Annotated in this window: 23 protein-coding genes; 8 read left to right on the top strand and 15 right to left on the bottom strand. The window is 69.6% G+C overall.

Going from position 1 to position 23,093, the window contains the following annotated elements:
• Positions 1–9: 9 nt before the first annotated feature.
• Genes AB8M46_RS06855 through AB8M46_RS06835 form a run of 5 tightly spaced genes read right to left on the bottom strand, consistent with a single transcriptional unit; the run spans position 10 to position 4,292 of the window.
• The gene (locus tag AB8M46_RS06855; protein ID WP_394359854.1) at positions 10–867 is read right to left on the bottom strand and encodes a biotin-dependent carboxyltransferase family protein; all 858 of its coding nucleotides are present in this window, start codon (positions 865–867) and stop codon (positions 10–12) included.
• Entirely contained in the window at positions 864–1,469 is a 606-nt protein-coding gene (locus tag AB8M46_RS06850) for an allophanate hydrolase subunit 1 (protein ID WP_394360855.1), read from the bottom strand. Before AB8M46_RS06850 ends, AB8M46_RS06855 begins: the two co-directional genes overlap by 4 nt.
• A complete protein-coding gene (locus AB8M46_RS06845; protein WP_394359853.1) occupies positions 1,469–2,227 on the bottom strand; it encodes a LamB/YcsF family protein in 759 nt (252 codons plus the stop codon). Before AB8M46_RS06845 ends, AB8M46_RS06850 begins: the two co-directional genes overlap by 1 nt.
• A complete protein-coding gene (locus AB8M46_RS06840) occupies positions 2,227–3,021 on the bottom strand; it encodes a putative hydro-lyase (RefSeq protein WP_394359852.1) in 795 nt (264 codons plus the stop codon). Before AB8M46_RS06840 ends, AB8M46_RS06845 begins: the two co-directional genes overlap by 1 nt.
• Before the next feature lie 26 nt (positions 3,022–3,047).
• Positions 3,048–4,292 carry an MFS transporter gene (locus AB8M46_RS06835; RefSeq protein WP_037347934.1) on the bottom strand — a complete coding sequence of 415 codons (1,245 nt, stop codon included), beginning with the start codon at positions 4,290–4,292 and terminating at the stop codon, positions 3,048–3,050.
• Positions 4,293–4,473: 181 nt separating this feature from the next.
• On the opposite strand from AB8M46_RS06835, the gene AB8M46_RS06830 reads away from it, so the two are divergent.
• Positions 4,474–5,121, top strand: coding sequence for a GntR family transcriptional regulator (locus tag AB8M46_RS06830; RefSeq protein WP_394360854.1), 648 nt, complete (start codon positions 4,474–4,476; stop codon positions 5,119–5,121).
• A gap of 73 nt (positions 5,122–5,194) precedes the next feature.
• Here AB8M46_RS06830 and AB8M46_RS06825 read toward each other — a convergent pair whose 3' ends face one another.
• Positions 5,195–6,421: a family 16 glycosylhydrolase gene (locus AB8M46_RS06825; RefSeq protein WP_394359851.1), complete on the bottom strand. Its 1,227-nt coding sequence runs from the start codon at positions 6,419–6,421 to the stop codon at positions 5,195–5,197.
• 109 nt (positions 6,422–6,530) lie between these two features.
• The gene (locus AB8M46_RS06820) at positions 6,531–7,778 is read right to left on the bottom strand and encodes an ROK family protein (RefSeq protein ID WP_394359850.1); all 1,248 of its coding nucleotides are present in this window, start codon (positions 7,776–7,778) and stop codon (positions 6,531–6,533) included.
• Positions 7,779–7,863: 85 nt separating this feature from the next.
• On the opposite strand from AB8M46_RS06820, the gene AB8M46_RS06815 reads away from it, so the two are divergent.
• A complete protein-coding gene (locus tag AB8M46_RS06815) occupies positions 7,864–9,252 on the top strand; it encodes a GH1 family beta-glucosidase (protein ID WP_394359849.1) in 1,389 nt (462 codons plus the stop codon).
• 192 nt (positions 9,253–9,444) lie between these two features.
• On the top strand, positions 9,445–10,080 hold the full coding sequence (locus AB8M46_RS06810; protein WP_125733695.1) for a DUF2306 domain-containing protein: 636 nt from the start codon (positions 9,445–9,447) through the stop codon (positions 10,078–10,080).
• On the opposite strand, the gene AB8M46_RS06805 is transcribed toward AB8M46_RS06810, so the two are convergent.
• A complete protein-coding gene (locus tag AB8M46_RS06805; RefSeq protein WP_394359848.1) occupies positions 10,052–11,194 on the bottom strand; it encodes an acyl-CoA dehydrogenase family protein in 1,143 nt (380 codons plus the stop codon). The genes AB8M46_RS06810 and AB8M46_RS06805 overlap by 29 nt on opposite strands.
• A complete protein-coding gene (locus AB8M46_RS06800) occupies positions 11,191–13,542 on the bottom strand; it encodes a bifunctional salicylyl-CoA 5-hydroxylase/oxidoreductase (RefSeq protein ID WP_394359847.1) in 2,352 nt (783 codons plus the stop codon). Before AB8M46_RS06800 ends, AB8M46_RS06805 begins: the two co-directional genes overlap by 4 nt.
• Before the next feature lie 48 nt (positions 13,543–13,590).
• Between AB8M46_RS06800 and AB8M46_RS06795 the strand changes: the two genes are divergently transcribed.
• A complete protein-coding gene (locus AB8M46_RS06795) occupies positions 13,591–13,989 on the top strand; it encodes a RidA family protein (protein ID WP_016337429.1) in 399 nt (132 codons plus the stop codon).
• Here the strand turns inward: AB8M46_RS06795 and AB8M46_RS06790 are convergent.
• The gene (locus tag AB8M46_RS06790; protein WP_378424654.1) at positions 13,986–14,834 is read right to left on the bottom strand and encodes a PaaX family transcriptional regulator C-terminal domain-containing protein; all 849 of its coding nucleotides are present in this window, start codon (positions 14,832–14,834) and stop codon (positions 13,986–13,988) included. The two genes, AB8M46_RS06795 and AB8M46_RS06790, sit on opposite strands and share 4 nt — an antisense overlap.
• A 73-nt stretch (positions 14,835–14,907) precedes the next feature.
• Here AB8M46_RS06790 and AB8M46_RS06785 point away from each other — a divergent pair, with 73 nt between their 5' ends.
• Genes AB8M46_RS06785 through AB8M46_RS06775 form a run of 3 tightly spaced genes read left to right on the top strand, consistent with a single transcriptional unit; the run spans position 14,908 to position 16,410 of the window.
• A complete protein-coding gene (locus AB8M46_RS06785) occupies positions 14,908–15,567 on the top strand; it encodes an oxidoreductase (protein WP_394359846.1) in 660 nt (219 codons plus the stop codon).
• A 37-nt stretch (positions 15,568–15,604) separates the two neighbouring features.
• Positions 15,605–15,955 (top strand): PLDc N-terminal domain-containing protein, encoded by a 351-nt coding sequence (locus AB8M46_RS06780; protein ID WP_016337426.1) that lies wholly within the window; start codon positions 15,605–15,607, stop codon positions 15,953–15,955.
• Between the two features lie 38 nt (positions 15,956–15,993).
• Positions 15,994–16,410 (top strand): nitroreductase family deazaflavin-dependent oxidoreductase, encoded by a 417-nt coding sequence (locus AB8M46_RS06775; RefSeq protein ID WP_037347915.1) that lies wholly within the window; start codon positions 15,994–15,996, stop codon positions 16,408–16,410.
• A 509-nt stretch (positions 16,411–16,919) separates the two neighbouring features.
• On the opposite strand, the gene AB8M46_RS06770 is transcribed toward AB8M46_RS06775, so the two are convergent.
• Positions 16,920–18,101 (bottom strand): acyltransferase, encoded by a 1,182-nt coding sequence (locus AB8M46_RS06770; RefSeq protein WP_037347913.1) that lies wholly within the window; start codon positions 18,099–18,101, stop codon positions 16,920–16,922.
• A 97-nt stretch (positions 18,102–18,198) separates the two neighbouring features.
• Positions 18,199–19,533, bottom strand: a complete 1,335-nt coding sequence (locus AB8M46_RS06765) for an FAD-binding oxidoreductase (protein WP_394359845.1) — start codon at positions 19,531–19,533, stop codon at positions 18,199–18,201.
• A gap of 70 nt (positions 19,534–19,603) precedes the next feature.
• Between AB8M46_RS06765 and AB8M46_RS06760 the strand changes: the two genes are divergently transcribed.
• Complete coding sequence (locus AB8M46_RS06760) at positions 19,604–20,488, top strand: LysR family transcriptional regulator (protein ID WP_394359844.1); 885 nt, start codon at positions 19,604–19,606, stop codon at positions 20,486–20,488.
• Here the strand turns inward: AB8M46_RS06760 and AB8M46_RS06755 are convergent.
• The 3 genes from AB8M46_RS06755 to AB8M46_RS06745 form a co-directional block, all read right to left on the bottom strand.
• Entirely contained in the window at positions 20,457–21,536 is a 1,080-nt protein-coding gene (locus AB8M46_RS06755; protein WP_394359843.1) for a methyltransferase, read from the bottom strand. The two genes, AB8M46_RS06760 and AB8M46_RS06755, sit on opposite strands and share 32 nt — an antisense overlap.
• Positions 21,537–21,654: 118 nt before the next feature.
• Complete coding sequence (locus AB8M46_RS06750; RefSeq protein ID WP_394359842.1) at positions 21,655–22,479, bottom strand: NAD(P)H-binding protein; 825 nt, start codon at positions 22,477–22,479, stop codon at positions 21,655–21,657.
• Complete coding sequence (locus AB8M46_RS06745; RefSeq protein WP_394359841.1) at positions 22,476–23,084, bottom strand: hypothetical protein; 609 nt, start codon at positions 23,082–23,084, stop codon at positions 22,476–22,478. The genes AB8M46_RS06750 and AB8M46_RS06745 overlap by 4 nt, the downstream gene beginning before the upstream one ends.
• Positions 23,085–23,093: the final 9 nt, after the last annotated feature.

Here is a 23,093-nt window from a genome sequence, read left to right as displayed (position 1 = left end):
CCTTACCACTCACGAGAGACGGAAAAGCACCCGCTGCCCCGGCCGCACCTGCGCGGCCAGATCCAGATCCGCTTCCTCCACCACCGCGATCACCGGATAGCCCCCGGTCACCGGGTGGTCGGCCAGGAACAGGATCGGCTGCCCCGAAGGAGGTACCTGCAACGCTCCCGGCACGGCGGCCTCGGGCGGCAATTCGCCACCACGCGCCCGCGACAACACGGGACCTTCCAGCCGCACGCCCACCCGGTCGACGTCGGCGGTGGCGACGTAACCCGTGGAGACCAAAGTGGACAGTGCGTCGGGAGCGAACCACGAAACCCGCGGCCCCGGAGTGACGCGCAGGACCGGGACGTCCGGCAAGGGCGCGCGAGGAGCGAGATCCACTCCGGGGTGGGGCGACACCCGTTGTCCCACCGGCAAGGTCATCCCGGCCGAGAGCGCGGGCGGTCCGATTTTGCCCAGTGTGTCGGTCGCCCGCGCACCCAGCACCGCGGGGACGTCGACGCCGCCGCGCACGGCGACATAGGAACGTAAACCGTGGGAAGCCGTCCCGAGGACGAGTTCCTCGCCAGGGCCGACCGGGATCGGTGAGCCGGGGCCGAAAGCCCGTGCGCCGACGGTGATCGAGCACGGCGCGCCGGTGACCGCGACGGTGGCCGGAGCCGAGAACCGGAGGGCGAGGCCGCCCAGGACGCATTCCAGGGCCGCGTGGCTCTCGGGATTGCCGACCAGCCGGTTCGCCAGCCGCAGCGAACCGCGGTCGGCGGCGCCGGACCGGCCGACGCCGATCGCGGCCAGCCCCGGTCGTCCGAGATCCTGCACGGTGGTGAAAACGCCGGGCCGGAGCACTTCGATCTTCGCGGTCATGAAGTGAACCGGATCCTGGTGCCCGGTGTCAGCAGGTTCGGCGGCTGCCGTTCGACGTCCCACACCGGCAGCGTGGTGCGCCCGATCAGGTGCCAGCCGCCGGGGGAGGCGTTCGGGTACACCGCCGTGTATTCGCCCGCGATCGCGACCGAGCCGGCGGGCACCCGGGTGCGCGGGCTCGTCCGGCGCGGCAGGTGCAGCGCGGGATCGAGCCCGGTCAGATAGGCGAAACCCGGGGCGAAGCCGCAGAACGCCGAGACGTAGGTCCCGTCCTCGTGCCGCCGCACGACGGCTTCCGCGGACATGCCGGACGCGGCCGCGACGTCGGCCAGGTCCGGGCCGTCGTAGTGCACCGGCACGACGATTTCGGCGGCCTCGCGCGGTTCGGTGTCCACTGTGGACCGGTGGAGGACGTCTTCGGCGAGCCGGTCGTGGTGGGTGCGGCCGGGGTCGAACCGGATGAGCAGGGTCCGCGCGGCCGGGACCAGTTCGAGGACGCCGTCCGGCGGATCCTGCTCCAGTGACGCGTGCAGCCCGAGCACCTCCGACGGATCGTCGAAGTCGACCATGGCCGCACGCGCCCCATAGGGCAGCACTCGCATCATGCGGCCTCGATGAACGATCCGATGTGGACACCGGAAGCGTCGAGTCCCGCGCGGATCCGGCGCGCCAGTTCGACGGCACCGGGGGTATCGCCGTGCACGCACAACGAATGCGGCTGAAGCGCCAGCTCGGTCCCGTCGGCGGCGACGACCTTGCCGGTGGTCGCCATCGTGACCGCCCGGGAGGCGACCTCGTCGGCGTCGTGGAGCACGGCGCCCGGCAGTTTCCGGGAGACGAGAAGACCTTCGGAGGTGTACGCGCGGTCCGCGAACGCCTCGGCGTACGCGGGGAACCCGGCTTTTTCCGCCTGCTTGGCCATTTCCGAGCCCGGCGGGCACAGCAGCGCGAGCCCGGGACGGAACCGCCGGATCGCCTCGACCACGGCGGCCGCCTGCTCCGGATCGACCGCCGCCGTGTTGTACAGCGCCCCGTGCGGTTTCACGTACCGCACGCTCGTTCCCGCCGCGCGGGCGAACGCGTCGAGCGCGCCGATCTGGTAGAGCACGTCGTCGGCCAGATCGGCGGGGGCGACGTCCATCGCCCGCCGCCCGAAGCCCGCCAGATCGCGGTAGGCGACGTGGGCGCCGATGACGACGCCCCGTTCCGCCGCGCGTTCGCAGACCCGCCGCATCACCGACGGGTCGCCGGCGTGGAAGCCGCAGGCGACGTTCGCGCTGGTGACGATGTCGAGCATGGCGTCGTCGTCGCCCATCTTCCAGGCGCCGAAACCTTCGCCCAGGTCACTGTTGAGATCCATCAGGCCACCCTGAACTCACTGTCGAGTTTGTCGGTCACGAACATGTAGCCGGGCGCGTGCGTGATCGCGAACGGCGGCCGCGAGGCCATCAACGCCGCCTGCGGGGTCACGCCGCACGCCCAGAACACCGGCACGTCGCCGGGGGCCGCGTCGACCGGGTCGCCGAAATCGGGTTTGCCGAGGTCGGCGATGCCGAGTGCGGCGGGGTCGCCGATGTGCACCGGCGCACCGTGCACGGCAGGCATCCCGCGGGTGACGCGCACGGCGTCGTCGATGCGGCATTCGGGGATCTGCCGCATCGAGACCACCATCGGCCCGTGCAGCCGTCCGGCCGGGACGCATTCGCGGTTCGTCATGTACATCGCCACGTTGCGGCCCTGTTCGACGTGCCGCAGCGGGATCCCCTCCGCGGCCAGCGCCGATTCGAAGGTGAAACTGCAGCCGATCGAGAACGTGACCATGTCGCTGCGCCACAACCCGGTCGCGTCCGCGAGCTCGCCCGCCAGCGCGCCGTTCTGCCACACGCGGTAGCGCGGCAGGTCGGTGCGCAGATCCGCGCCGGGCGCCAGCCGGGTCGACGGATCGCCGGGATCGCTGACGTCGAGCACCGGACAGGGCTGCGGGTTCCGCTGGCAGAACAGCAGGACGTCGTAGGCCCAGTCCTCGGGGACGGCGATCAGGTTGGTCTGGGTGAAGCCGTTCGCCCAGCCGGTGGTCGGACGGGCCGTGCCCGCGCGGAACAGGGCGCGGGCCTCGGCGGGGGACAACGTCGCCGGGTCGTCGAAGGTGGTCATCGCGGTGCCTCCTCTTCCGATTGTGGTCACAGCAGTTCGCGGCCGCGAGTCTCGGGCAGGCCGAGCAGCGCCAGCACGGCGATCCCGTAGCCGACCGCGCCGAACACCATCGCGCCGCCCGCGCCGAGGAAACCGACCACGGCGGGGAACGTCGCGCCGATGGCCCGGCCGAGGTTGTAGGTGAAACCCTGCCCGGTCCCGCGCAGCGCCGACGGGTACAGCTCCGCGAGGAAGGCGCCGAACCCGCTGAAGATCGCGGACATCGAGAACCCGAGCGGGAAGCCGAGGAACAGCACGAGCGTGTTCGCGCCCGCCGGGATCTGCGTGTAGGCGACGATGAGGCCCGCCGACAGCACCGAGAACAACAGGAAAGTCTTCTTGCGGCCCAGGAGATCCGTGAGGTAGCCGCCGGTGACGTACCCGATGAAGGCGCCGGAGATCAGGAACGCGAGATAGCCGCCGGTGCCGATGACAGTGAGGCCGCGGGTGGTCTTGAGGTAGCTCGGCAGCCAGGTCGCGAGCGTGTAGTAACCGCCCTGGACACCGGTGGCGAGCAGCGCGGCGAAGAACGTCGTGCGTAGCAGGTCTGGCTTGAAGATCCCCGCCAGCGAACCGCGTTCCTTCTTCGTGGCGCGGGCCGCTTCGGCGACGGGCGCGTCCTGGACGTTGCGACGGACCCACAGCACCAGCAGCGCCGGGATGACGCCGGTCCAGAACATGACGCGCCACGCGACGTCCGGGCTCCAGATGCTGAAGACCACCGTGTAGACGACGACGGACAGCGCCCAGCCGACCGCCCACGCGCTCTGCACGAAGGCGACGGTCCGGCCGCGGTACTTCGCCTGCGAGTACTCCGCCACCAGCGCGGCACCGGCGGCCCATTCGCCACCGAAGCCCAGGCCCTGCAGGGCGCGGAAGATCAGAAGCGTCTCGAAGTTCGGCGCGAACCCGCAGAGCACGGTGAAGACCGTGTACATCGCGATGGTGATCTGGAGGGTGCGGACCCGGCCGATGCGGTCGGCCAGGACGCCCGCGCCGATCCCGCCGATCGCCGAGACCACCAGCGTCGTGGTGCCGAGCAGACCCGCCTCGCCGCCGGAGAGGCCGTAGTAGGCGGTGATCGCGGCCAGGCCTAGCGGAAGGGTCTGGTAGTCGAACGAGTCGAGCCCGTATCCGCCGAACGCGCCGACGAAGGCCCGGCGGCCTCGCGAACCGAGCGTGCGGAACCAGGCGAAGGGGCGGGTGTCTTCGGTAGTGGCTGTCGCGTCCATCGGCACCTCCAGAGGTGGATCCCATCGTGGCACGGGTCACATGGGAAGCCACTGTAGGTATTGTTCAACAATTCCACAAGAGGATCCTTGGCTGGGCCTCTTGTAGCCGGTTAGGATCGGTCACGTGACGATCGCGGAGGGTGGTCCTGCCTCGGTTCAAGGACTCGAAGCGGATCGCGGCATGGTGAGCCGCACCAGTACGGCCGAAAGGGTGGCGGGCGTCCTCCGCACACGCATCGCGGAAGGGTTCTTCCTGCCCGGCGTCCGGCTCTCGGAGCACGACATCGGCTCGGCGCTCGGCGTCTCCCGCAACACGCTGCGCGAGGCGTTCCGGCTGCTGACGCACGAACGCCTGCTGGCCCACGAGCTCAACCGCGGCGTTTTCGTGCGGGTGCTGCCCGTCGAGGACGTCGTCGACCTTTACAAGGTGCGCAAGGTCGTCGAGTGTTCGGCGGTGCGGGCGGTGACGGAGAAGCCGCCGACGTTCGCGAAGCTCGCGCGACTGGTCGAGGACGGCAAGCTCGCCGAACGGAGTGAGCGCTGGCAGGACCTCGGCACCGCGAACATCCGGTTCCATTCGGCGCTCGCCGCACTGAGCGGCAGCGAGCGGATCGACGAGCTGATGCGCGGCATCCTGGCCGAGCTGCGGCTGGTGTTCCACATGATGGCCGACCCGCGGCGCTTCCACGAGCCGTACCTCAAGCGCAACGCGGAGATCCTCGAACGCCTCGAGGCCGGCGACGGCCTCGGCGCCGAGAAGCTCCTCGCGCAGTACCTCACCGACGCCGAAAACCAGCTCGTCGAGGCCTACGCCGAGCGCTCCCCCTGACGCGTTTCGTCCTCTGAATGCGGTAGTTCGGGATGCGAACCACCGCATTCAGAGGACGAAACGCGTGGGGGTGCTAGGGGGTGACCCACTTCTGGTTCGCGCCACCGCCGCAGGTCCAGATCTGGAGTCTGGTCCCGTTCGCCGAGCTGTTCCCGGTGGCGTCCAGGCATTTGTTCGCCTGCGGGTTCACGATGTCGCGCGCGCCGCTGATAGCCCATTTCTGCGCGCCGGTTCCGTTGCAGTCCCACAGTTGCACGGCCGTGCCGTCCGCGGTCCCGCCGCCGGAGACGTCCATGCACTTGCCGAGCGCGCGGAGCGTGCCGTCGCCGCCGACGGTCCAGTTCTGCGCGGCGTTCCCGTTGCAGTCGGTGATCTGGATCGGGGTGCCGTTGGCGGTGTTCGCCCCGGCGACGTCGACGCATTTGCCGCCGATACCGGTGATCCGCCCGGTCCGGCCGGCGGTGTCGCTGGAGTTGACGTGCACGTAGTCGACCACGAGCCGCTGCGGGAAGACGGTGCTGGAGTTCGGGTCGCCCGGCCAGTAGCCGCCGACGGCGAGGTTCAGGATCAGGTAGAAGGGATGGTCGAACACCCACCGGTTGCCGTTGAGATCGGCGGGAGTGCGGGTCTGGTAAAGGTTTCCGTCCACGTACCACTTGATCTGGTTCGGCGCCCAATCGACGGCGTAGGTGTGGAAGTCGTCGGAGAAGTTCGGGCCGTTGTAGGCCGCGCCGATGCCGCCCGCGCCGGAGTAACCGGGGCCGTGGAGCGTTCCGTGCACCGTGTTCGGCTCGAAGCCGACGTTCTCCATGATGTCGATCTCGCCGCTGTTGGGCCAGCCCACGTTGCCGATGTCGGCGCCGAGCATCCAGAACGCGGGCCACATCCCTTGTCCGCGCGGCAGTTTCATCCGCGCTTCGAACCGGCCGTAGGTCTGGGTGAACTGGCCCTGCGTGGACAGCCGCGCCGAGGTGTACTCGCAGCGCCCGTACCAGCAGTTGTAGTTGCCCGGGTTCTCCTTCTTCGCGGTGATGACCAGATTGCCCTGGCCGTCGAGCGCCGCGTTGTTCGTTCCGGACGTGTACCACTGCCGCTCGTGGTTGTTCACGTTGTCGCCGGTCTCGAAATGCCATTTCGAGGTGTCGATGCCCGCGCCGGCGGGCCCGTTGAAGTCGTCAGTGAAGGTCGCGGCCATGACCGCGGCCTCGGCGGGCGGGGTCTGCGTGGTGGCCGGGAGTGAGCCGAGGAGAACGCCGGCGGCGAGGAACGCCGCCCAGCGGAAGCGGGAGGAGATGGACATCGTTGTCGCCTCTCTTCGCAGGCGGAAAACCACTTTGTTGTGCCTGACAACAAAGTATGCATGGTCTCAACCACTGCGACAAGACGTATTTTTCGACCTCGAATTAAGGTCAGGCGGCGGTACCCCGCTTCGACCCGGCCGTCCGCGGGTCCGCGCCCTGCTCCAAGAGGGCGGCGACAGGGAGGGTGGCGGCTCCTATGGCGACGGCGTCCGGCCCCAGCTGCCCGAGTTCGATCTCGGTCTGGCCGAACACGTGCGCCAGCGCGTGCTCGCTCGCCACGCGCCGGATCTCGGGGAGGTAGTGCTCGCCGAGCGCGAGTCCGGCCCAGCCGCCCAGCACGATCCGCTCCGGGTTGAACAGATTGATCAGGTTCCCGATCCCGGCGCCGAGGTAGCCGGCGGTCTCTTCCAGCACCTTGGCCGCGGCCTTGGCCTTGCCCGCGGACTCCAGCAGGGCCGCGAACTGCGTCTGCTCGTCCTCGTCCGACGCCGTCTTTCCGCCGCGCGCCTTGCGATAGCGGGCGAGGACGCCCTCCGCGCCGACGTAGGACTCCAGGCAGCCGCGTGCTCCGCAGCGGCATTCCTGTCCGCCGTAGACGATCGTCGTGTGGCCCCATTCGCCCGCGCTGCTGGTGGAACCCCGGTACGTGGTGCCGTCGGTGACCACGGCCGCGCCGACGCCGGAGCCGATCAGCGCGATCACCGCGTGCCGGGCGCCACGACCCGCGCCGAACCACATTTCGCCCTGGCCCTGGGTTTTCGCGCCGTTGTCGACGAACAGCGGCAACTCGACACCCTCCGCGCGCAGGAGGTCGGTGAGCGGGACCTCTTTCCAGCCGATGGTGGGCGCGTGCACGCGGAGCGCCTCACCTTGCTGGACGGTGCCGGGCACGCCGACGCCGACGCCGAGCACGGTCGCCTCGTCGATCCCCGATTCCGCGATCACTTCCCGGAGCCCGGACGCCACCTGGGTGACCGCCGCGGCCGCGTCCGGGCGCCGGGAGGCGAGGGGATGCTCGACGGTGGCGAGCCGGTTCATGGTGAGGTCGAACAGTTCGACCTTCACCCCGGTCTCGCCGATGTCGACGCCCGCGACATGGCCGTACGCCGGGTCGACGCGGAGCAGGACGCGCGGCCTGCCGCCGTCGGATTCGACCAGACCGGCCTCGACGATGAGGCGTTCTTCGCCGAGTTCGGCGGTCACGTTGCTGACGGTCGCGGCGCTCAAACCCGTCAGACCGCTCAATTCGTGGCGGCTGAGCGGGCCGTCGAAGTAGAGTTTCGACAGGAGGAGGGAACGGTTGTGCCGCCGCAGGTCACGGACGGTGGTGCGCTTGGCAGGCATGCGGATACCCATCTTATGGCGGCGGACCTTTCCAGGATGCCCCACGACCTTAGCCTCCGCCATGTATCAACTGGTGAAATAAGGCGGGAAGAGGGTCATGACGGGGGAGGACGAGCTCATCGGCTCCTTGCCGCCGGACTTCCGGTGGGGGGTCGGCAGCTCGGCGTACCAGATCGAAGGCGCGGTAGCCGAAGACGGACGAACACCGTCCATTTGGGACACCTGGGCCCAGTCGCCGTGGTCGGTCGACAACGGTGACACCGGCGAGATCGCCTGCGACCACTACCACCGGATGCCCGCCGACATCGCGCTGCTCAAGGAACTCGGCGTCGACACCTACCGGTTCTCCGTCTCCTGGCCCCGCGTTCAGCCGCGCGGACGCGGCGGCGTCAACCCCGCCGGGATCGCCTTCTACGACCGGCTGGTCGACGAACTGCTCAACACCGGCATCGATCCCTGGCTGACGCTGTACCACTGGGATCTGCCCCAGCACCTCGAAGACGCGGGTGGCTGGCCCGCGCGCGACACCGCCGTCCGGTTCGCCGATTACGCGATGCTCGTGTTCGAGCGGCTCGGCGATCGAGTCCGCCACTGGACCACGCTGAGCGAGCCGTGGTGCACGGCGATGCACGGGTACGTCCACGGCGTGATGGCGCCCGGCCGCCGGGACGCGAAGGCGGGGATGGCGGCGGCGCATCACCTGCTGCTCGGCCACGGTCTCGCCGTGCGGCGGATGCGGGAACTCGCGAAACCCGGCACGAAGTTCGGCATCACGCTCAACCTGAGCACCGCCGACCCGGAAACACCCAGCGAGGCCGATCACGAAGCCGCCCGCTTCGAGGATGGGCTCGGGACGCGGTTCTACCTCGACGCGCTCGTGCACGGCCGGTACCCGGAGGACGTCCTCGAGACCCTGGCGCGCCAGGGCATCCGCCTGCCGTCCGAGCCGTGGGATCCGTCGATCATCGCGGCACCGCTCGATTTCCTCGGCGTCGACTACTACTTCGGGACGCGGTACTCCGGGGTGGAGGAGAACGGGGACGCGGTGGAGCACTTCGGCTTGCCCGCGTTCCGCAAGGTCCCGTTCGGGGTGTCGTCGACGGCGCTGGGCTGGGAGATCCTGCCGCACAAGCTCACCGAACTGCTCGTCCGGATCGGCCGGGATTACCCGGGCCTGCCGCTGTACGTCACCGAAAACGGCGCCGCGTTCGCCGACGTCCCCGACGAGACGGGCTTCGTTCGCGACGACGACCGCGCCGCGTACCTGTCCGCGCATATCGCCGCCACGGCCGCCGCACGGCAGGCGGGCGCGGACGTGCGCGGCTACTTCGCCTGGTCCTTTTTGGACAGTTTCGAATGGGCGTACGGCTACGCGAAACGGCTCGGCCTCGTCCGGGTCGACCGGGAGACGCAGACGCGGACGATCAAGCAGAGCGGGCTGGCCTATCGCGACGTCGTCCACCGGGTGCGCGGCAGCCGGCGGTAGGGCCTGCTCCACCATCGAACCGGCGGCCCGCTCCATTCTTCCCGATCGCCCGGCGTTCTAGGTTCGGCAACGGAAAGTTGTTGCCGGTACTGGAAAACGTGGGGGACAGTGATGACCGTCAGGCTAGAACGACGTGACCAGCCGGAGGCGGCGCCCCGGAAACCGTGGTGGCGAAGGCCCTGGGTGGGGCCGATGGCCGTCATCGTCGTGGTGTTCCTGGCCTTTTCGATGCCGCCGTATCTCTCGCTGGACCCGTCACAATCGCGGGTACCGCAGCCACCGGGGTTCACCTCGCACTACTGGTTCCTCTCGGCGCACGTGCTGTTCGGCTCGATCGCGATGATCTCCGCGTTGCTGCAGATCTGGCCGTGGTTCCGGGCGAAGTATCCGGCGGTGCACCGGAAACTCGGCCGCGTGTACGTCTTCGCCGGGGTGCTCCCGGCCGGAGTGATGGCGCTGACCGTCGGCGCGCTGAGCCCGTTCGGCCCGACGACGCGGGTGGCCAACGTCGTGGCCGGGGTGCTGTGGCTGGCGTGCACGTTCGCCGGCTGGCGCGCGGCACGGCAGCGCCGGTTCGCCGACCACCGCCGCTGGATGGTCCGCAGTTTCGCGCTGACCATGTCGATCATCGTCAGCCGGGTGGTCGGGCCGATCGCGATGATCACGCTGGAACCGCTGATCCCGACCACGTTCGGCGGCAGCGGACTGGCCTACCTGCAGTCGGTCTCGGCGATCACCGCCTGGCTGAGCCCGACGCTGGTCCTGCTCGCCACGCAGTGGCACCTCGACCGGCGTCCGGCTAGGAAGAAGCCAGCGATCGCGCGATGATCGTACGCTGCACTTCGGACGCGCCTTCGTAGATCCGCGGTGCCCGGACCTCGCGGTAGAGGTGTTCGAGCAGATGCCCTCGCCGCAGCGCCCGGGCGCCGTGGATCTGCACGGCCGCATCGACGACGTACTGCGCGGTCTCGGTGGCGAACAGTTTCGCCATCGCGGCCCGGCCGGCGAGGTTCCGCTCGCCCGCGTCGTACGCGGCGGCCGCGGCGTAGACGAGCAGGCGCGACGCTTCGGTGCGGGTCGCCATTTCGGCGAGGGTGTGCGCCACGGTCTGCTGTTTCAGCAGCGGCCCGCCGAACGCCACCCGGGTCTGGGCGTGGGCGACGGCGGCGTCGAGCGCGGCCTGCGCCATCCCGACGGCGAACGCACCGACACTCGGCCGGAACAGGTCCAGCGTCCGCATCGCCACGCCGAAGCCGCGGTCCTGTTCGCCGAGCAGTTCGTCGCGTTCGACGCGGACGCCGTCGAAGACCAGGGTGCCGATGGGATGCGGGCTGACGAGGTCGAGATGCTCGCCCGTCAGCCCCGCGCGATCAGCCGGGACGACGAACGCGGAGACCCCGCGCGATCCCGCTTCCGGGGTGGTGCGGGCGAAAACGCTGTAGAAGTCGGCCTCGGGGGCGTTGGAGATCCACATCTTCTCGCCGGTGAGCCGCCAGCCGTCGCCGTCGGGCTCGGCGGCGAGTTCCAGCGCGGCCGCGTCCGAACCCGCGTTCGGCTCGGTGAGCGCGAAGGCGGCCACGGCGTCGCCCGCGGCCACGGCGGGGACCCATTTCGCGACCTGCGAGTCCTGGCCGGATTGCAGCACCGGGTACGTGCCCAAACCCTGTAGCGCCAACGCCGTCTCGGCCTCGGTGCTCTGGCTCGCTAGGGATTCCCGCAGGATGCAGAGATCCGTCGCGGCGGCCTCCCGGCTCGGGCTGCCGCCGTCGACCCCGGGGAACAGCCGGGCGAGCAGGCCGAGCGCGCCCATTTCCTTGAGCAGCGGCCGGTTGACCGCGCCTTCGGTGCCGGATTCGGCCAGGGGGCGGAGCTTTTCGGCGCCCAGCCGCCGGACTTCTTCGGCGAAAGACTGCTGCTCGGGGCTCAGTGCGAAGGCGGTCATCGGTCGCTCCCAGGTCGCCAGCGGGCGTGCGCGGTGCCGGGTTCCCCCGAGCGCAGCAGTTCCAGCCGTGGTTTCGGCCCGTCGGTGCGGCCGCCCTGCGGTTTCCGGCTGCCCGCTGCGAACTGCTTCGGCCACGGCATCGGGTAGCCCTGCTCGGCGGCGGCGTGCAGTGTCCACTGTGGATCGTAAAGGTGGGTTCTGCCGAGGGCGCACAGATCCGCGCGGCCCGCGAGGATCAGCGAGTTGACGTCGTCGTAGGAGGAGATCGCGCCGACGGCGATCACCGCGATCCCGTACTCGCGCCCGATCTCGTTGCGGATCCGGTCGGCGTACGGCGTCTGGTAGCTGCGGCCGTACTCGGGCTTCTCCTCGCTGACGACCTGACCGGTCGACACGTCGATACCGTCCGCGCCGTGCTCGGCGAACGCGCGGGCGATCTCGACGGCGTCGTCGACGTCGATTCCGCCGTCGTACCAGTCGGTCGCGGAGATGCGGACCGTCATCGGCCGCTCAGCAGGCCACGCGGCACGGACGGCGTCGAAGACTTCGAGCGGGAAGCGCAGCCTGTTCTCCAGTGAGCCGCCGTAGTCGTCGGTGCGCCGGTTGGTCAGCGGGGACAGGAACGACGACAGCAGGTAGCCGTGCGCGCAGTGCAGCTCGAGAAGGTCGAATCCGGCGCGCGCGGCGGCGGCCGCGGCCTGCGCGAACTGGTCGCGGATGCCGTCCAGCTCGGCCTTCGTGAGTTCGCGCGGGGTCTGGTTCGCTTCGCTGTACGGGATCGCGGACGGGGCGCAGATCTCCCAGTTTCCTTCGGGGAGCGGCTGGTCGATGCCGTCCCACATCAGTTTCGTGGAACCCTTGCGCCCGGAATGGCCGAGCTGGACCCCGATCCGCGCGGGCGAGTGCCCGTGGACGAAATCGGTGACCCGCTTCCACGCTCGCTCTTGTTCCTCGGTGTACAGGCCGCCGCAACCCGGGGTGATCCGGCCGGTCTCGGAGACGCAGACCATCTCCGTCATCACCAGGCCGGCGCCGCCGAGCGCCTTGCTGCCCAGATGGACCAGGTGGAAGTCGGTCGGGACGCCGTCCTCGGAGGAGTACATGTCCATCGGCGAGACGACGACGCGGTTCGGCAGGTCCAGGTTCCCGATGCGGAACGGCTGGAACATCGGCGGCCGTACGTCGGTGTCCAAAGTGGACGCGAACCAGGTGTCCAGCTCTGCGGTGAACTCGGGATCGCGCAGCCGGAGGTTGTCGTAGGTGACACGGCGGCTGCGGGTGAGGATGTTGAACGCGAACTGCGCCGGATCCTGATGGGTGTACTGGCCCAGATTCTCGAACCATTCGAGACTCGCCTGCGCGGCACGCTGGGTCGAGGTGACGACCGGCCTTCGTTCCGCCTCGTAGGCATGCAAGGCACTGTCCATATCGGACTGTTCGTGCAGGCAGGCGGCGAGCGCGAGGGCGTCCTCCATGGCGAGTTTCGTGCCGGAACCGATGGAGAAATGCGCGGTGTGCGCGGCGTCGCCGAGCAGGACGACGTTCTTGTGCCGCCAGCTCGCGCAGCGCACGGTGGCGAAGGCGGTCCACTTCGAGTTGTTGGCGAACACCTGGTGGTCGCCGAGGACGTCCGCGCACAGCTCGCGGATGACCTCGATCGACTTCTCGTCGCTCTCGCCCGGTGCCAGTGAGGTCGCGGCGATCTCACCGAACGCGCGCTGCCAGACGTCCTCGTGCAGTTCGAGGATGAACGTGCTCGCGGTGTCGCTGTACGGATAGCCGTGGATCTGCATGATCCCGTGCGGGGTTTCCAGGACGTGGAACTTGAAGGCGTCGAAGACGAGGTCCGTGCCGAGCCAGATGTACTTGCAGCGCCTGGTTTGGAGGCTTGGCCGGAAGCTCTCGGAGAGTGCGTTGCGGGTCGGCGAGTTGACGCCGTCCGCCGCGACGACGAGGTCGTATTCGGCGCTCGCGTCGGCCGCGCTCGGCGCCTCGGTGCGGAACCGGACGTCGACGCCGAGCTCCGCGCAGCGTTCCTGGAGGATGCCGAGCAGCCGTTTGCGGCTCATCGCGGCGAACCCGTGCCCGCCGGAGGTGTGCACCGTGCCGCGGAAGTGGACGTCGATGTCGTCCCAGCGCGCGAACTCGCGGCGCATGGCCGCGTGGATCTCCGGATCGGCGTGCTCGATACCGCCGAGGGTCTCGTCGGAGAACACCACCCCGAACCCGAAGGTGTCGTCGGGCGCGTTGCGCTCCCAAACGGTGATCTCGTGATCGGGATGGAGCTGTTTCGCCAGCGTGGCGAAGTAGAGCCCCGCCGGGCCGCCGCCTAACACCGCGATACGCACGTCGCTCAGGGTATGTCGCGGTATGTACGACCGTCAACGATACGGGATATGCTGACCCGTATGGAGCGCATCAACCCGCCCGAGCTCGGCCGCCCCTCCGGCTTCTCGCACGCCGTCGCGGCGAGTGGCCGGTTCGTCTTCCTCGCCGGTCAGACGGCGTTGGACGAGGAGAACCGCATCGTCGGCGACGGTGTGGTCGAGCAGTTCGAACGCGCGCTGTCCAATCTGCTCACCGCGTTGCGCGCGGCGGGCGGGAAGCCGTCGGACCTGTGCAGCGTGACCATCTACATCGTCGACATGGACGACTACCGGGCCCACGCGCGCGAGATCGGCGCGGTGTGGAAGCGGCTGGCCGGGAGCGAGTACCCCGCGATGGCGGGGATCGGTGTCAGCCGGCTTTGGGACGTGGAAGCGCTGGTCGAGGTGCAGGGCTTCGCGGTCGTCTAAGGCAGTGTGCGCGAGACGTGCGCGGCCGCGGCCTCGCCCAATCGCGAGTGCAGCGTGAAGAACAGGTCGGCGGCCCGGATCCCGGCCCAGCCCGGCGGCAGCAGTTCGGCGGGCAGGCCCGGGTCGAGGTAGGGCAGCCGCCGCCAGTCGGTCAGCACCCGGACGTAATCCGCGAACGCTTCGGCTTCGTCCGTGGTCTTGCGCCGCTGCCACCGCCGGAGCGCGGCCGCGTGCTCGTCGACGAAGGCGGTGTACAGCGCTTCGAGCTGGTCGAGGTCCCACCACTCGCGGATCTTCTCCCGCACGTCGCCGAACGCGAGGTGCTCGGCGTGGAAGAGATCGGCGTAGCCCTCGAGTTCGAGCCGCCGGAGCATGTCGGACGTCGCGTCCCGCAGATGCGCGGGCGCGATCCAGACGCCGGACGACGCGGTCCCGAAGCCGAGCCGGGCCAGTTGCGTGCGCAGAACGTGCCTTTTGTGTCGTTCGGCCTCCGGGACGGAGAACACCGCGAGCAGCCAGCCGTCGTCAGGAGTGGCGCGTTCGCGGCGGAAGATCCGCTCGTCGCCTTCGCGCAGGATCGCCAGCGCGGTCTCGGAAAGCTCGTACCCGGCGGCCCCGTCGCGGCGCACCGCGGACAGGATCCCGCGCCGCTTCAGGCGGGAGATCGACGACCGGACGGCCGGTTCCTCGACGTCCACACCGGCCAGCAGGTCGATCAGGGAACGGACGGAGAGCCAGCCGCCCTCGCCGCGCGAGTAGAGGCCGTACACGGTCACGATCAGCTGGCGCGGTTGCGCCGTTCGCCCCGCGCCGTCGACTTCGGTTGCCTCCGACACGGCCGTCACCCGGTCACCATAACAACGCCGATGAGCTCATGTTTCGGCCGTGACCGAAGCGTTCCGCACTTAGCGTCACGGTATGGAGAATCCCCTGATCGAAGCCCCTGTTCCGCCGGTGCCCCAGGACGTCGAACCGGGCGGCGTCCGGTGGTTGCGCGCGAACGTCGCCCGGTTCAGTCGTCCGGAGGACCACGCGCGGCGGCGGGCGCTCGTGCTCACCGAGCTGGCGCCGATGGGATCTTTGCGGGACAAGGCTTTCGCGCTCGCCAAGGTGATGCGGGACGAGGTGGAGCGGGTTCCGGTCGCCGTACTCGCCGCGGAACTCGGCCTGCCCGACGTTTCCCGCGACATCGCGACGGTTTCCGCCGCCTATCACCCGCATACGGAAATCGGGGACGACGCCGAGGAAGCCATGCGGCGGCTGGTCGAGGCCTGCGGCGGTGCCGCCGACGAGCGGACGGCCGCACGGATCGGCCTCCTGGTGCAGGCCTGTGACGCGACGGCGAAGCTGCTCGGCAAGGCGCTGGCCGCCCATCGGCCCGGTGAGGACGCCGAAAGCCTGATCGACCGCGTGCTGCGTGAGGATCCGCCTGTTCGGATCACCCGGAGGTGGGTCGGCGGCGAGGTGGTCGAGGTGGACCTGTCCGAGCATCCGTTCGGAGCAGGGCCGAAACAATGCCCGGGGGAGGCGTCGGCGCGGCAAGTGGCCGCGGGGATTCTCGACGCCCTGCTGTGCTAAGACTTACCCCGGTCATCTGGAACTGGGGAGTCTTTCGATGCTGTATTTCAATGGTTTCTTCGGCGTTCTCACGCTCGGTCTGTGGATCTTCTGCATCGTCGACGTGATCACCACGGACGAGGGATCGTGCCGCAACATGCCGAAGGGGATGTGGCTGCTGCTGGTGCTGATCGTCCCGCTGATCGGCTCGATCGTCTGGCTGGTCGCCGGGCGTCCGCAGCACGCCGCCCGCGCGCCGCGTGGCCGGTACGAACGGGAGACGCCGGCGTTCCCGGAGTACGACCGTCCGGGCCGCTTCGCCGCGACGAGCGCGGCCGACGACGAAGAGTTCCTCCGTAAGTGCCGGGAGCGCGCCGAGGAACAGCGCCGCAAGGCCCGTGAAGGCTGAGTAGCCTCGGCGGAGAGATCGACACTGGAGGAAGAGGAATGTCCGAAGCACTCGACTGGAACAAGAACATCATCAAGGAGTTCCGCGAGAACGAGGGGAAGGTGGGCGGCCCGTTCGAGGGCGGCTCGCTGCTGCTGCTCACCACCATCGGGGCGAAGAGCGGCGAACCGCGCACGTCGCCGCTCGCGTACGCGCAGGAGGACGGCAAGTACATCGTCGCCGCGTCGTACGCCGGGGCCGACAAGAACCCGGCCTGGTACCACAACATCGTCGCGAACCCGAAGGTCACCATCGAGGTGGGCACGGAGAAGTTCGAGGCGACCGCGACCGTCGTCCTCGAAGACCGCGCCGAGCGTGACCGTCTGTACGCGAAGATGGTCAGCCTGATGCCGGGCTTCGCGGACTACGAGCAGAAGACCGACCGGGTGATCCCGATCGTCACCATCTCGCGCTGACTCGCATTCAGTCCTCTGGATGCGGTACTTGCGCGTGCAACTACCGCATTCAGAGGACGAAACGCGAGGGGTCAGCGCGCGCCGCTGGGGTCGTCCGATCGTGCGTGGGCTGAAGGCTCCCTTCACCGCGTCCGATGCGGCAATAGGAGCCTTCACCTCGGGCGGATATTGGTCGTGAGTGGCGTTTCGGGTCAGAACCCTGTCCTCTGTACCTACCGGTCCGAAGTCCGTGAGGGCCTCCTTGAGGGACCCTGGGTCCCTCAAGGAGGCCCTCACGGACTAGGCACACAGGCGCGCGGTGTGAGCCAAGGCGGAACTCGCGTGATCAGGGACGTGACTCGCGTGACTGGAGGCCGCACTCGCGTGTTCCGGCTTCGATCACGTGAGTGCGTGCCGCGTGGTCGTGAGTGGCGTTTCGGCTTAGAACCCGAAACGCCACTCACGACCAGCTGCACCGACGCGGTACTTGCGCGTGCAACTACCGCATTCAGAGGACGAAACGCGAGGGGTCAGCGCGCGCCGCTCGGGGCTTCGACGGCGTCCGGGCGCTTGAGCTCGGCTTCGGCCGCGCGCAGCGCCTTGCGCTCCTGGCGGCGCGCGATCAGCTTCTTGCCGGTGAGGATCATCGGCTGCTCCACCCAGCGGTGGATCAGGTCCGCGATCCCGAGCCCGACCGCGAACACGGTCAGCGCGCTGATCATCCGGTGCTCGCCCAGCGGCGGGATCGCCGCGACCACGGCGAAGTGCACGGGGCCCTGCAGCAGGTAGAGCGAGTACGAGCGCTCACCGACGAACCGCATCACCTTCGTCGCCAGCAGCCAGCGCAGCGGCCCCGGCGACACCAGCACGACCAGCAACATCGCCGAGAGCAGGCCGTAGGCGATCAGCAGGCCGAGGTTGCTGCCGGTCTCCCACCACAGGCTTTCCATGTTGACGTGCAGCACGGCGAACGCGCCGAACACCGGGATCGCCGCGAGCGGATGGGTCAGCGGTTTGATCACCGCGTAGGACCGGCGGTAGTGCATCGCGATCGCCAGCACGCAGCCGATCAGCAGGATCGCGTAGTGCACGGTCGAGCGGTAGATCGGCACCTGCGGCCCGTTGAGCACCCAGCCGCTGGTGACCCCGACCAGCCCGGCCATCAGCGCGAACGCGGCGATCGCCAGCGCGAGTTTGCGCCAGGCCGCGGCCAGCCCGACGGCACCCGCCACCACCAGCAGGAACGGCCAGAACAGGTAGAACTTCTCCTCGATGCCCAGCGTCCACGAGCCGCTGAAGAAGTTGTCCGGGCCGTTCGGCTTGCTGCCGGGCAGGAACTCGTTGAAGAAGGTCAGGTAGTACTTCAGCGCGTGCGGGAAGTCGCGGGTGAAGAACTCCCCGCGCAGCCACACGAACACGATGATCCCGCCGAGGATCACCAGGTACGGCGGCAGGATCCGGAACACCCGCCGCAGGTAGAACGCCGAAAGCGAGATCCGGCCGGTCCGGTCCTGCTCACGCAGCAGCAGCGTCGTGATCAGGAAACCGGACAGCACGAAGAAGATGTAGACACCGACCCAGCCGGACAGCCAGCTCCACTTCGGACCCGCGAAGTGGAACAGGATCACGATGGTGGCCGCGATCGCGCGCAGCCCGTCGAGCGCGGGGAACCGACGCATGGCGAGGAACTCGTCATGGTCCAAAGTGCGCACAGTGCCCCCTAATGGCGGTATCGGCCCGGAAGTATACGGGTGCCGCCCACTGTGCCCTCGCCCCGGCTCGGGGCCTCCCACCAGCGGATTTCGGAGATCACCCAGCGTCACGCGCGGGTTCGACGTTATGGGTCAGCCGGAACCGGTTCGCCGGATCGACGGCCGCCTTGACCTCGGCGAGCCGCCGCAGATCGGCCGGGGAGTACACCTTGGCCGCTTCGTCGCCCGCGCCGCTGTCGCCGTAGACGAAGGTCAGGAGCTTGCCGGTCGACTTGGGCTTCAGCGCGTCGAACAGCTTCCCGTGGGCCGCCTTGATCTCGGCCATGCCCGCGTCGTCCACGACGGACAGTGCCCGGACGGTGAAGCGGGCCTCGCGGTCCCAGCCGACGCCGGGGTGCTCGGGCAGGTCGGACAGTGCGCCGCCGAGCAGGTCCAGCAGGACGACGGTCGGCACCGGGGCGCCGGGGCCGGCGTGTTCGAGGATCGCGTCGAGCATCGTGTCGTCCAGTTCGGACACGGTGGTGTTGTCGGCGCGGTAGCCGTGCGGGAACGGCGGCTCGTTCGCGATCTTCCCCGATTCGGTGAAGGGGATCTCGGCGAGCGTGTCACCCAGCACGGGGGCGGCGGCGCGCAGTGGGGCGACCAGGCGTTCGCCCTCGGCGGCGTCGCCGAGGTAGGCGATGCGGATCTGCGCGACGTGCTGCCCGCGCAGCGGCTCGGGCACCATCGGCAGGTCGGGCATCGGGACCATGCCCAGCGACGACGTCATCTCGCGCGGCAGGTCCGCCGCCCAATCGCGCCAGGCGTGGAGCACGGCGGACAGCGATTCGGTGCCGAACTGCAGGCTCCCGCCGTACAGCCGGGTGACCGGGACGAGCCGGAACTCCAGCGCGGTGACGATCCCGAAATTGTCGCGGCCGCCGCGCAGCGCCCAGAACAGGTCGCTTTCGGTGTCCGGGGTGGCGCGGCGGAGTTCGCCGTCGGCGGTCACGACCTCGATCGCGGTCACCTGGTCGGCGGCCAGCCCGTACTTGCGGCCGAGCAGGCTGAACCCGCCGCCGAGGGTGTAGCCGACGACGCCGACGCCGGGGAAGGAACCGCTCAGCGGCGCGAGCCCGTGTTTCGCGGCCGCCTCGATGACCGCACCCCAGCGCACGCCCGCGTCGACTCGTGCGACGCCGTCTTCGATCCGGATCCCGGTCATGCGGTGGGTGGTGACGAGGACGCCGCCCTCGAAGGGGACGCCCACGCCGTGCCCGGTGGAGTGGACGGCGATCGGGAGATCGTGCTCGGCCGCGTGACGGACGGCCTCGACGACGTCGGCGGCCGAAGCGGCGGGCACGATGACGTCGGGCCGGCGGGGTACCGCGGTCTGGAAACCGGCGAGTTCGTTGTCGTATTCCGGGTCGCCGGAGCGGAGCATCGTGGTCATGGGACCAGCGTGGTCCCGATTCGGCCAGAAGTCCAAGATCTGGTTTGTCTGGCAACTAGAATCATCGGTTATGGAACTGCGTCAGCTCGAATACTTCGTCGCGGTCGCCGAGGAAGCGAACTTCACCCGCGCCGCCGAGCGGCTGCACGTCGCGCAGCCCGGCGTCAGCGCCCAGATCCGCCGCCTCGAACGCGAACTCGGGCAGCCGCTGCTCGACCGGTCGGCGAGGGCGGTGCGGCTGACCGAGGTCGGCGCCGCCGCGCTCCCGCACGCCAGGGCCGCGCTCGCCGCCGTCGCCGGGGTGCGGCAGGCGGTCGACGATCTCACCGGCCTGGTCCGCGGCCAGGTCGCGATGGGCATGGTGTCCTCGCGCGGCCCGGTCAACCTGCCGGATCTGCTCGCGCGTTTCCACGAGCGGCATCCTGCCGTCGACATCACGCTCGCCGAGGCGACTTCCGACGTCCTGCTCGCGGGCGTCGCCGACGGCCGGTTCGACGTCGCGCTGATCGGGGTCTCCGGCGAACCACCGCCGGGGATGGGGCTGGAGGTCGTCCTCGACGAGCCGATGGTCGCCATCTCCGGGCCGGACGATCCGCTCACCGGACAGGCCACGATCACGTTGTCGGAACTGGAAAGCCGGTCGCTGGTGAGCCTGCCGAAGGGCACCGGCATGCGCGCGATCGTCGACGCGGCGTTCCTCGCCGACGGCGTGCAGCCGCGGGTGACGCTGGAGGCGGGCGATCCGAACGTCGTCGCCGAACTGGTCGGGCGCGGGCTAGGGGTCGCCGTGGTGCCGATGTCGCTGGCGACGCATTACACGAAACTGCACGCCATGAAGATCACGCGGCCGGCCGGATTGCGCGCGAAACTGGCGCTGGCCTGGCGGACGGAGGGGCCGGTCAGCCCCGCCGCCCGCGTGTTCATCAGTCAGGCACGGGCGCTGCTCGGGTTGTGAGCCGCCCCGTTTTCAGTCGCCACAGCGAAGTCACCTCCTTCGCGTCGGCTCGTCGATGCCTCGGCCGGATGTCCTCCCTGCCCACGACTTCGAGGCCGGACCGCTCGAAGGCGCCGAGCAGGTCTTCGCGACGGCGCAGACCCAGCAGTTCGGCGAGGTCGGAGATGATCAGCCAGCCCTCCCCACCGGGTTCGAGGTGCCGCGGCAGCCGGTCGAGGAACGCCTTCAGCATCCGGCTTCCCGGGTCGTAGACGGCGCGTTCGAGCGGGGTGTGCGCGCGGGCGGGCAGCCAGGGCGGATTGCAGACGATCAGCGGTGCGCGGCCCGGCGGAAACACGTCCGCCTCAAGGGTTTCGACCCCGTCGAAGCCGAGCCGGGCGAAGTTCTCCCGCGCGCAGGCGAGCGCGCGGGGTTCGTTGTCCGTCGCCACCACGCGGTCGACTCCCCGATGCGCGAGGACGGCGGCGAGCACACCGGTCCCGGTGCCGATGTCGAAGGCGAGTTCCTTGGTGGGCAACGGAGTTCTCGCCACCAGATCGATGTACTCGCCGCGGACGGGGGAGAAGACCCCGTGGTGCGGGTGGATCCTCGCGCCGAGCGCCGGGATCTCGACGCCCTTCACCCGCCATTCGTGCGCGCCGACGACACCGAGCAGTTCGCGCAACGAGACCAGCGACGCGGCCTCGGACGGTCCGTAGGCCTCGGTGCAGGCCTCGCGGACGTCCGGTCCGCGGCGCAACGGCAGGACGTGGCCCGGATCCAGCGGGACCAGCAGCCTGCCGAGGATCCGCGCCCGGCGCGACCGCTGGTTCCGCTGGTCCCGAAAGGTTTTCCCCGCCGCCGTACCGCATCGCCGGGACAACGCGGCGAGCAGGTTCCGTGCGCCGGGGAAGTCGCCGTACCAGACAAGTCCGGTGCCGGACACGGCGAGCCGGAACGCCTCGTCGGCGGTGATGCGATCGTCGACGTCGACGAGGCGTTCGGGGCGTTTCGTGCCGACGGTGGTCAGCCAGCGCCGACCACCGTCCTTTGTGGACAGGGGGTTCATGGTTTCCGTTCCTGTTTTCGCCCGCGGCGAAGAGACCCCGCGGGCTCCGTGGGGTGATTTCAGGAACGGCGGTTAGTGGACCGTCGCGGCATGAACCGGTGTCGACACGAAGCCGAGTTTAGCGGAACGACGCGGCGTGATCGGCCGCCCAGACCTCGAAGTCCAGGCCCGGCCTGCCGGTGACGTCCTGGACGGTCGAGGTGACCTCGCCCGGTTTCGTCACCAGCTCCCGGAATCCGGTCAGCATCGTGTCGACGACGAAGTCCGGCATCCTGGTGAGCAGTGCGGCACGGGCTTCGTCGAGCGGGAGTTCCTCCCAGCGCGCCGGGCGGCCCGCGGCCTCCCCGATGACGCGGACCTGTTCGGCCTGCGTGAGCGGCCGCGTTCCGGTGAGCGTGTACTTCGCTCCGGCGTGCCCGTCGCCGGTCAGCGCTTCGACGGCCACCGCGGCGATGTCCTTCTCGTGGATCAGCGGCATCGACGCCTCGCCGTATGCGCCGCGGACGACGCCCTCCGCGCGGATCGACGGCGCCCAGCCGAGGGTGTTGGTCGCGAACGCGTGCGGCCGCAGGAAGGTCCACTCCACGCCCGCGGCTTCGATCGCCTCTTCGACGGTGCGATGCCAGGCGCCGATGGCGTTGTCCTGCTCCGCCAGTGAATCGTCGACGGCGCCCGAGGAAAGGAACACCACGCGGTTCACCCGTTCCCCGAGCAACGACACCGTGGGCACCAGGGCCTCGGCGGCGCCGGAGAGCATCAGGAACACGGTGTCGACGCCGTCGAGCGCCGCTGCGATCGTTTCCGGTTTCGCCAGATCGCCGCGGACGCCGTCCGGCGGCGGGTTCCGGCTCAGCGGCCGGACCGGGACGTCTCGCTCCCGCAGCTGGGCGACCACCTGCGAACCGACGTTGCCCGTCGCACCGGCGACCAGGATCGGCTTCATGCCGCCACCGCCGAGAAGACCGGGCGGTACCGCTTGACCGACCCGCCCGACATCCCCGGGTAGGTCTGCACCTTCTTCCACGCGTCCGTCGTCCCGATGCCGTCGGCGCCGGGGGCCGCGAGCGCGGCGAGGTGGGCTTCGGCGCTGACCCATTCGGCGTAGTTCAGCACGCGGGTCCCGTCGGTGCTCACGTGGAAGTACCCCGAGATCCCGCCCTTGGGGCGCGCGGGTTCGGACGCCAGTGCTTCGAAGACGAGGTCGATCCAGTCGCGTTGCCGCCGCTCGTCGGGTCCTTCGAACTCGACCGAGACGATCACGAGGCAGCCTGGCGTTCCTTCGCCGCGGTGGCCGCGGTAGAGCTGGAACACGGGCGCGCCGTCCAGGTTCTGGATGGCGTCTTCGCTGGTCCACTGCTCGTAAGTGAAGGCGCCGTCGTGGTCGATGCCTTCGTACGCGGTGAAGGAAACGAGCCCGTCGTGGCTCTTGTACGCCGCCCGTGCCGCGTCGGCGTCCGGCCATTCCCGCGCCACGACGACGGTCGCGTCATCGGGTGTCGGCCAATGTCCTTTGTGGATGGTCATTTCGGAGGTCCCCTGTACTGTCATGCCTCCAGC

Origin of the sequence: Amycolatopsis sp. SB7-3, assembly GCF_041021335.1 — a bacterium.
Lineage (GTDB): Bacteria > Actinomycetota > Actinomycetes > Mycobacteriales > Pseudonocardiaceae > Amycolatopsis > Amycolatopsis japonica.
Note: the sequence above shows the minus strand (reverse complement) of the source record. Positions and strands in the feature narration are given on the sequence as shown.

What these genes read in the sequence shown, in the direction of transcription:
- AB8M46_RS06815 (WP_394359849.1), top strand. Translation starts at nt 7,864, where the DNA reads ATGACGGGGGAGGACGAGCTCATCGGCTCCTTGCCGCCGGACTTCCGG.
- AB8M46_RS06805 (WP_394359848.1), bottom strand. Translation starts at nt 11,194, where the DNA reads ATGACCGCCTTCGCACTGAGCCCCGAGCAGCAGTCTTTCGCCGAAGAA.
- AB8M46_RS06780 (WP_016337426.1), top strand. Translation starts at nt 15,605, where the DNA reads ATGCTGTATTTCAATGGTTTCTTCGGCGTTCTCACGCTCGGTCTGTGG.
- AB8M46_RS06840 (WP_394359852.1), bottom strand. Translation starts at nt 3,021, where the DNA reads ATGACCACCTTCGACGACCCGGCGACGTTGTCCCCCGCCGAGGCCCGC.
- AB8M46_RS06755 (WP_394359843.1), bottom strand. Translation starts at nt 21,536, where the DNA reads ATGAACCCCCTGTCCACAAAGGACGGTGGTCGGCGCTGGCTGACCACC.
- AB8M46_RS06850 (WP_394360855.1), bottom strand. Translation starts at nt 1,469, where the DNA reads ATGCGAGTGCTGCCCTATGGGGCGCGTGCGGCCATGGTCGACTTCGAC.
- AB8M46_RS06795 (WP_016337429.1), top strand. Translation starts at nt 13,591, where the DNA reads ATGCTGACCCGTATGGAGCGCATCAACCCGCCCGAGCTCGGCCGCCCC.
- AB8M46_RS06775 (WP_037347915.1), top strand. Translation starts at nt 15,994, where the DNA reads ATGTCCGAAGCACTCGACTGGAACAAGAACATCATCAAGGAGTTCCGC.
- AB8M46_RS06855 (WP_394359854.1), bottom strand. Translation starts at nt 867, where the DNA reads ATGACCGCGAAGATCGAAGTGCTCCGGCCCGGCGTTTTCACCACCGTG.
- AB8M46_RS06760 (WP_394359844.1), top strand. Translation starts at nt 19,604, where the DNA reads ATGGAACTGCGTCAGCTCGAATACTTCGTCGCGGTCGCCGAGGAAGCG.
- AB8M46_RS06830 (WP_394360854.1), top strand. Translation starts at nt 4,474, where the DNA reads ATGGTGAGCCGCACCAGTACGGCCGAAAGGGTGGCGGGCGTCCTCCGC.
- AB8M46_RS06785 (WP_394359846.1), top strand. Translation starts at nt 14,908, where the DNA reads ATGGAGAATCCCCTGATCGAAGCCCCTGTTCCGCCGGTGCCCCAGGAC.
- AB8M46_RS06835 (WP_037347934.1), bottom strand. Translation starts at nt 4,292, where the DNA reads ATGGACGCGACAGCCACTACCGAAGACACCCGCCCCTTCGCCTGGTTC.
- AB8M46_RS06750 (WP_394359842.1), bottom strand. Translation starts at nt 22,479, where the DNA reads ATGAAGCCGATCCTGGTCGCCGGTGCGACGGGCAACGTCGGTTCGCAG.
- AB8M46_RS06820 (WP_394359850.1), bottom strand. Translation starts at nt 7,778, where the DNA reads ATGGGTATCCGCATGCCTGCCAAGCGCACCACCGTCCGTGACCTGCGG.
- AB8M46_RS06810 (WP_125733695.1), top strand. Translation starts at nt 9,445, where the DNA reads ATGGCCGTCATCGTCGTGGTGTTCCTGGCCTTTTCGATGCCGCCGTAT.
- AB8M46_RS06825 (WP_394359851.1), bottom strand. Translation starts at nt 6,421, where the DNA reads ATGTCCATCTCCTCCCGCTTCCGCTGGGCGGCGTTCCTCGCCGCCGGC.
- AB8M46_RS06745 (WP_394359841.1), bottom strand. Translation starts at nt 23,084, where the DNA reads ATGACAGTACAGGGGACCTCCGAAATGACCATCCACAAAGGACATTGG.
- AB8M46_RS06765 (WP_394359845.1), bottom strand. Translation starts at nt 19,533, where the DNA reads ATGACCACGATGCTCCGCTCCGGCGACCCGGAATACGACAACGAACTC.
- AB8M46_RS06845 (WP_394359853.1), bottom strand. Translation starts at nt 2,227, where the DNA reads ATGGATCTCAACAGTGACCTGGGCGAAGGTTTCGGCGCCTGGAAGATG.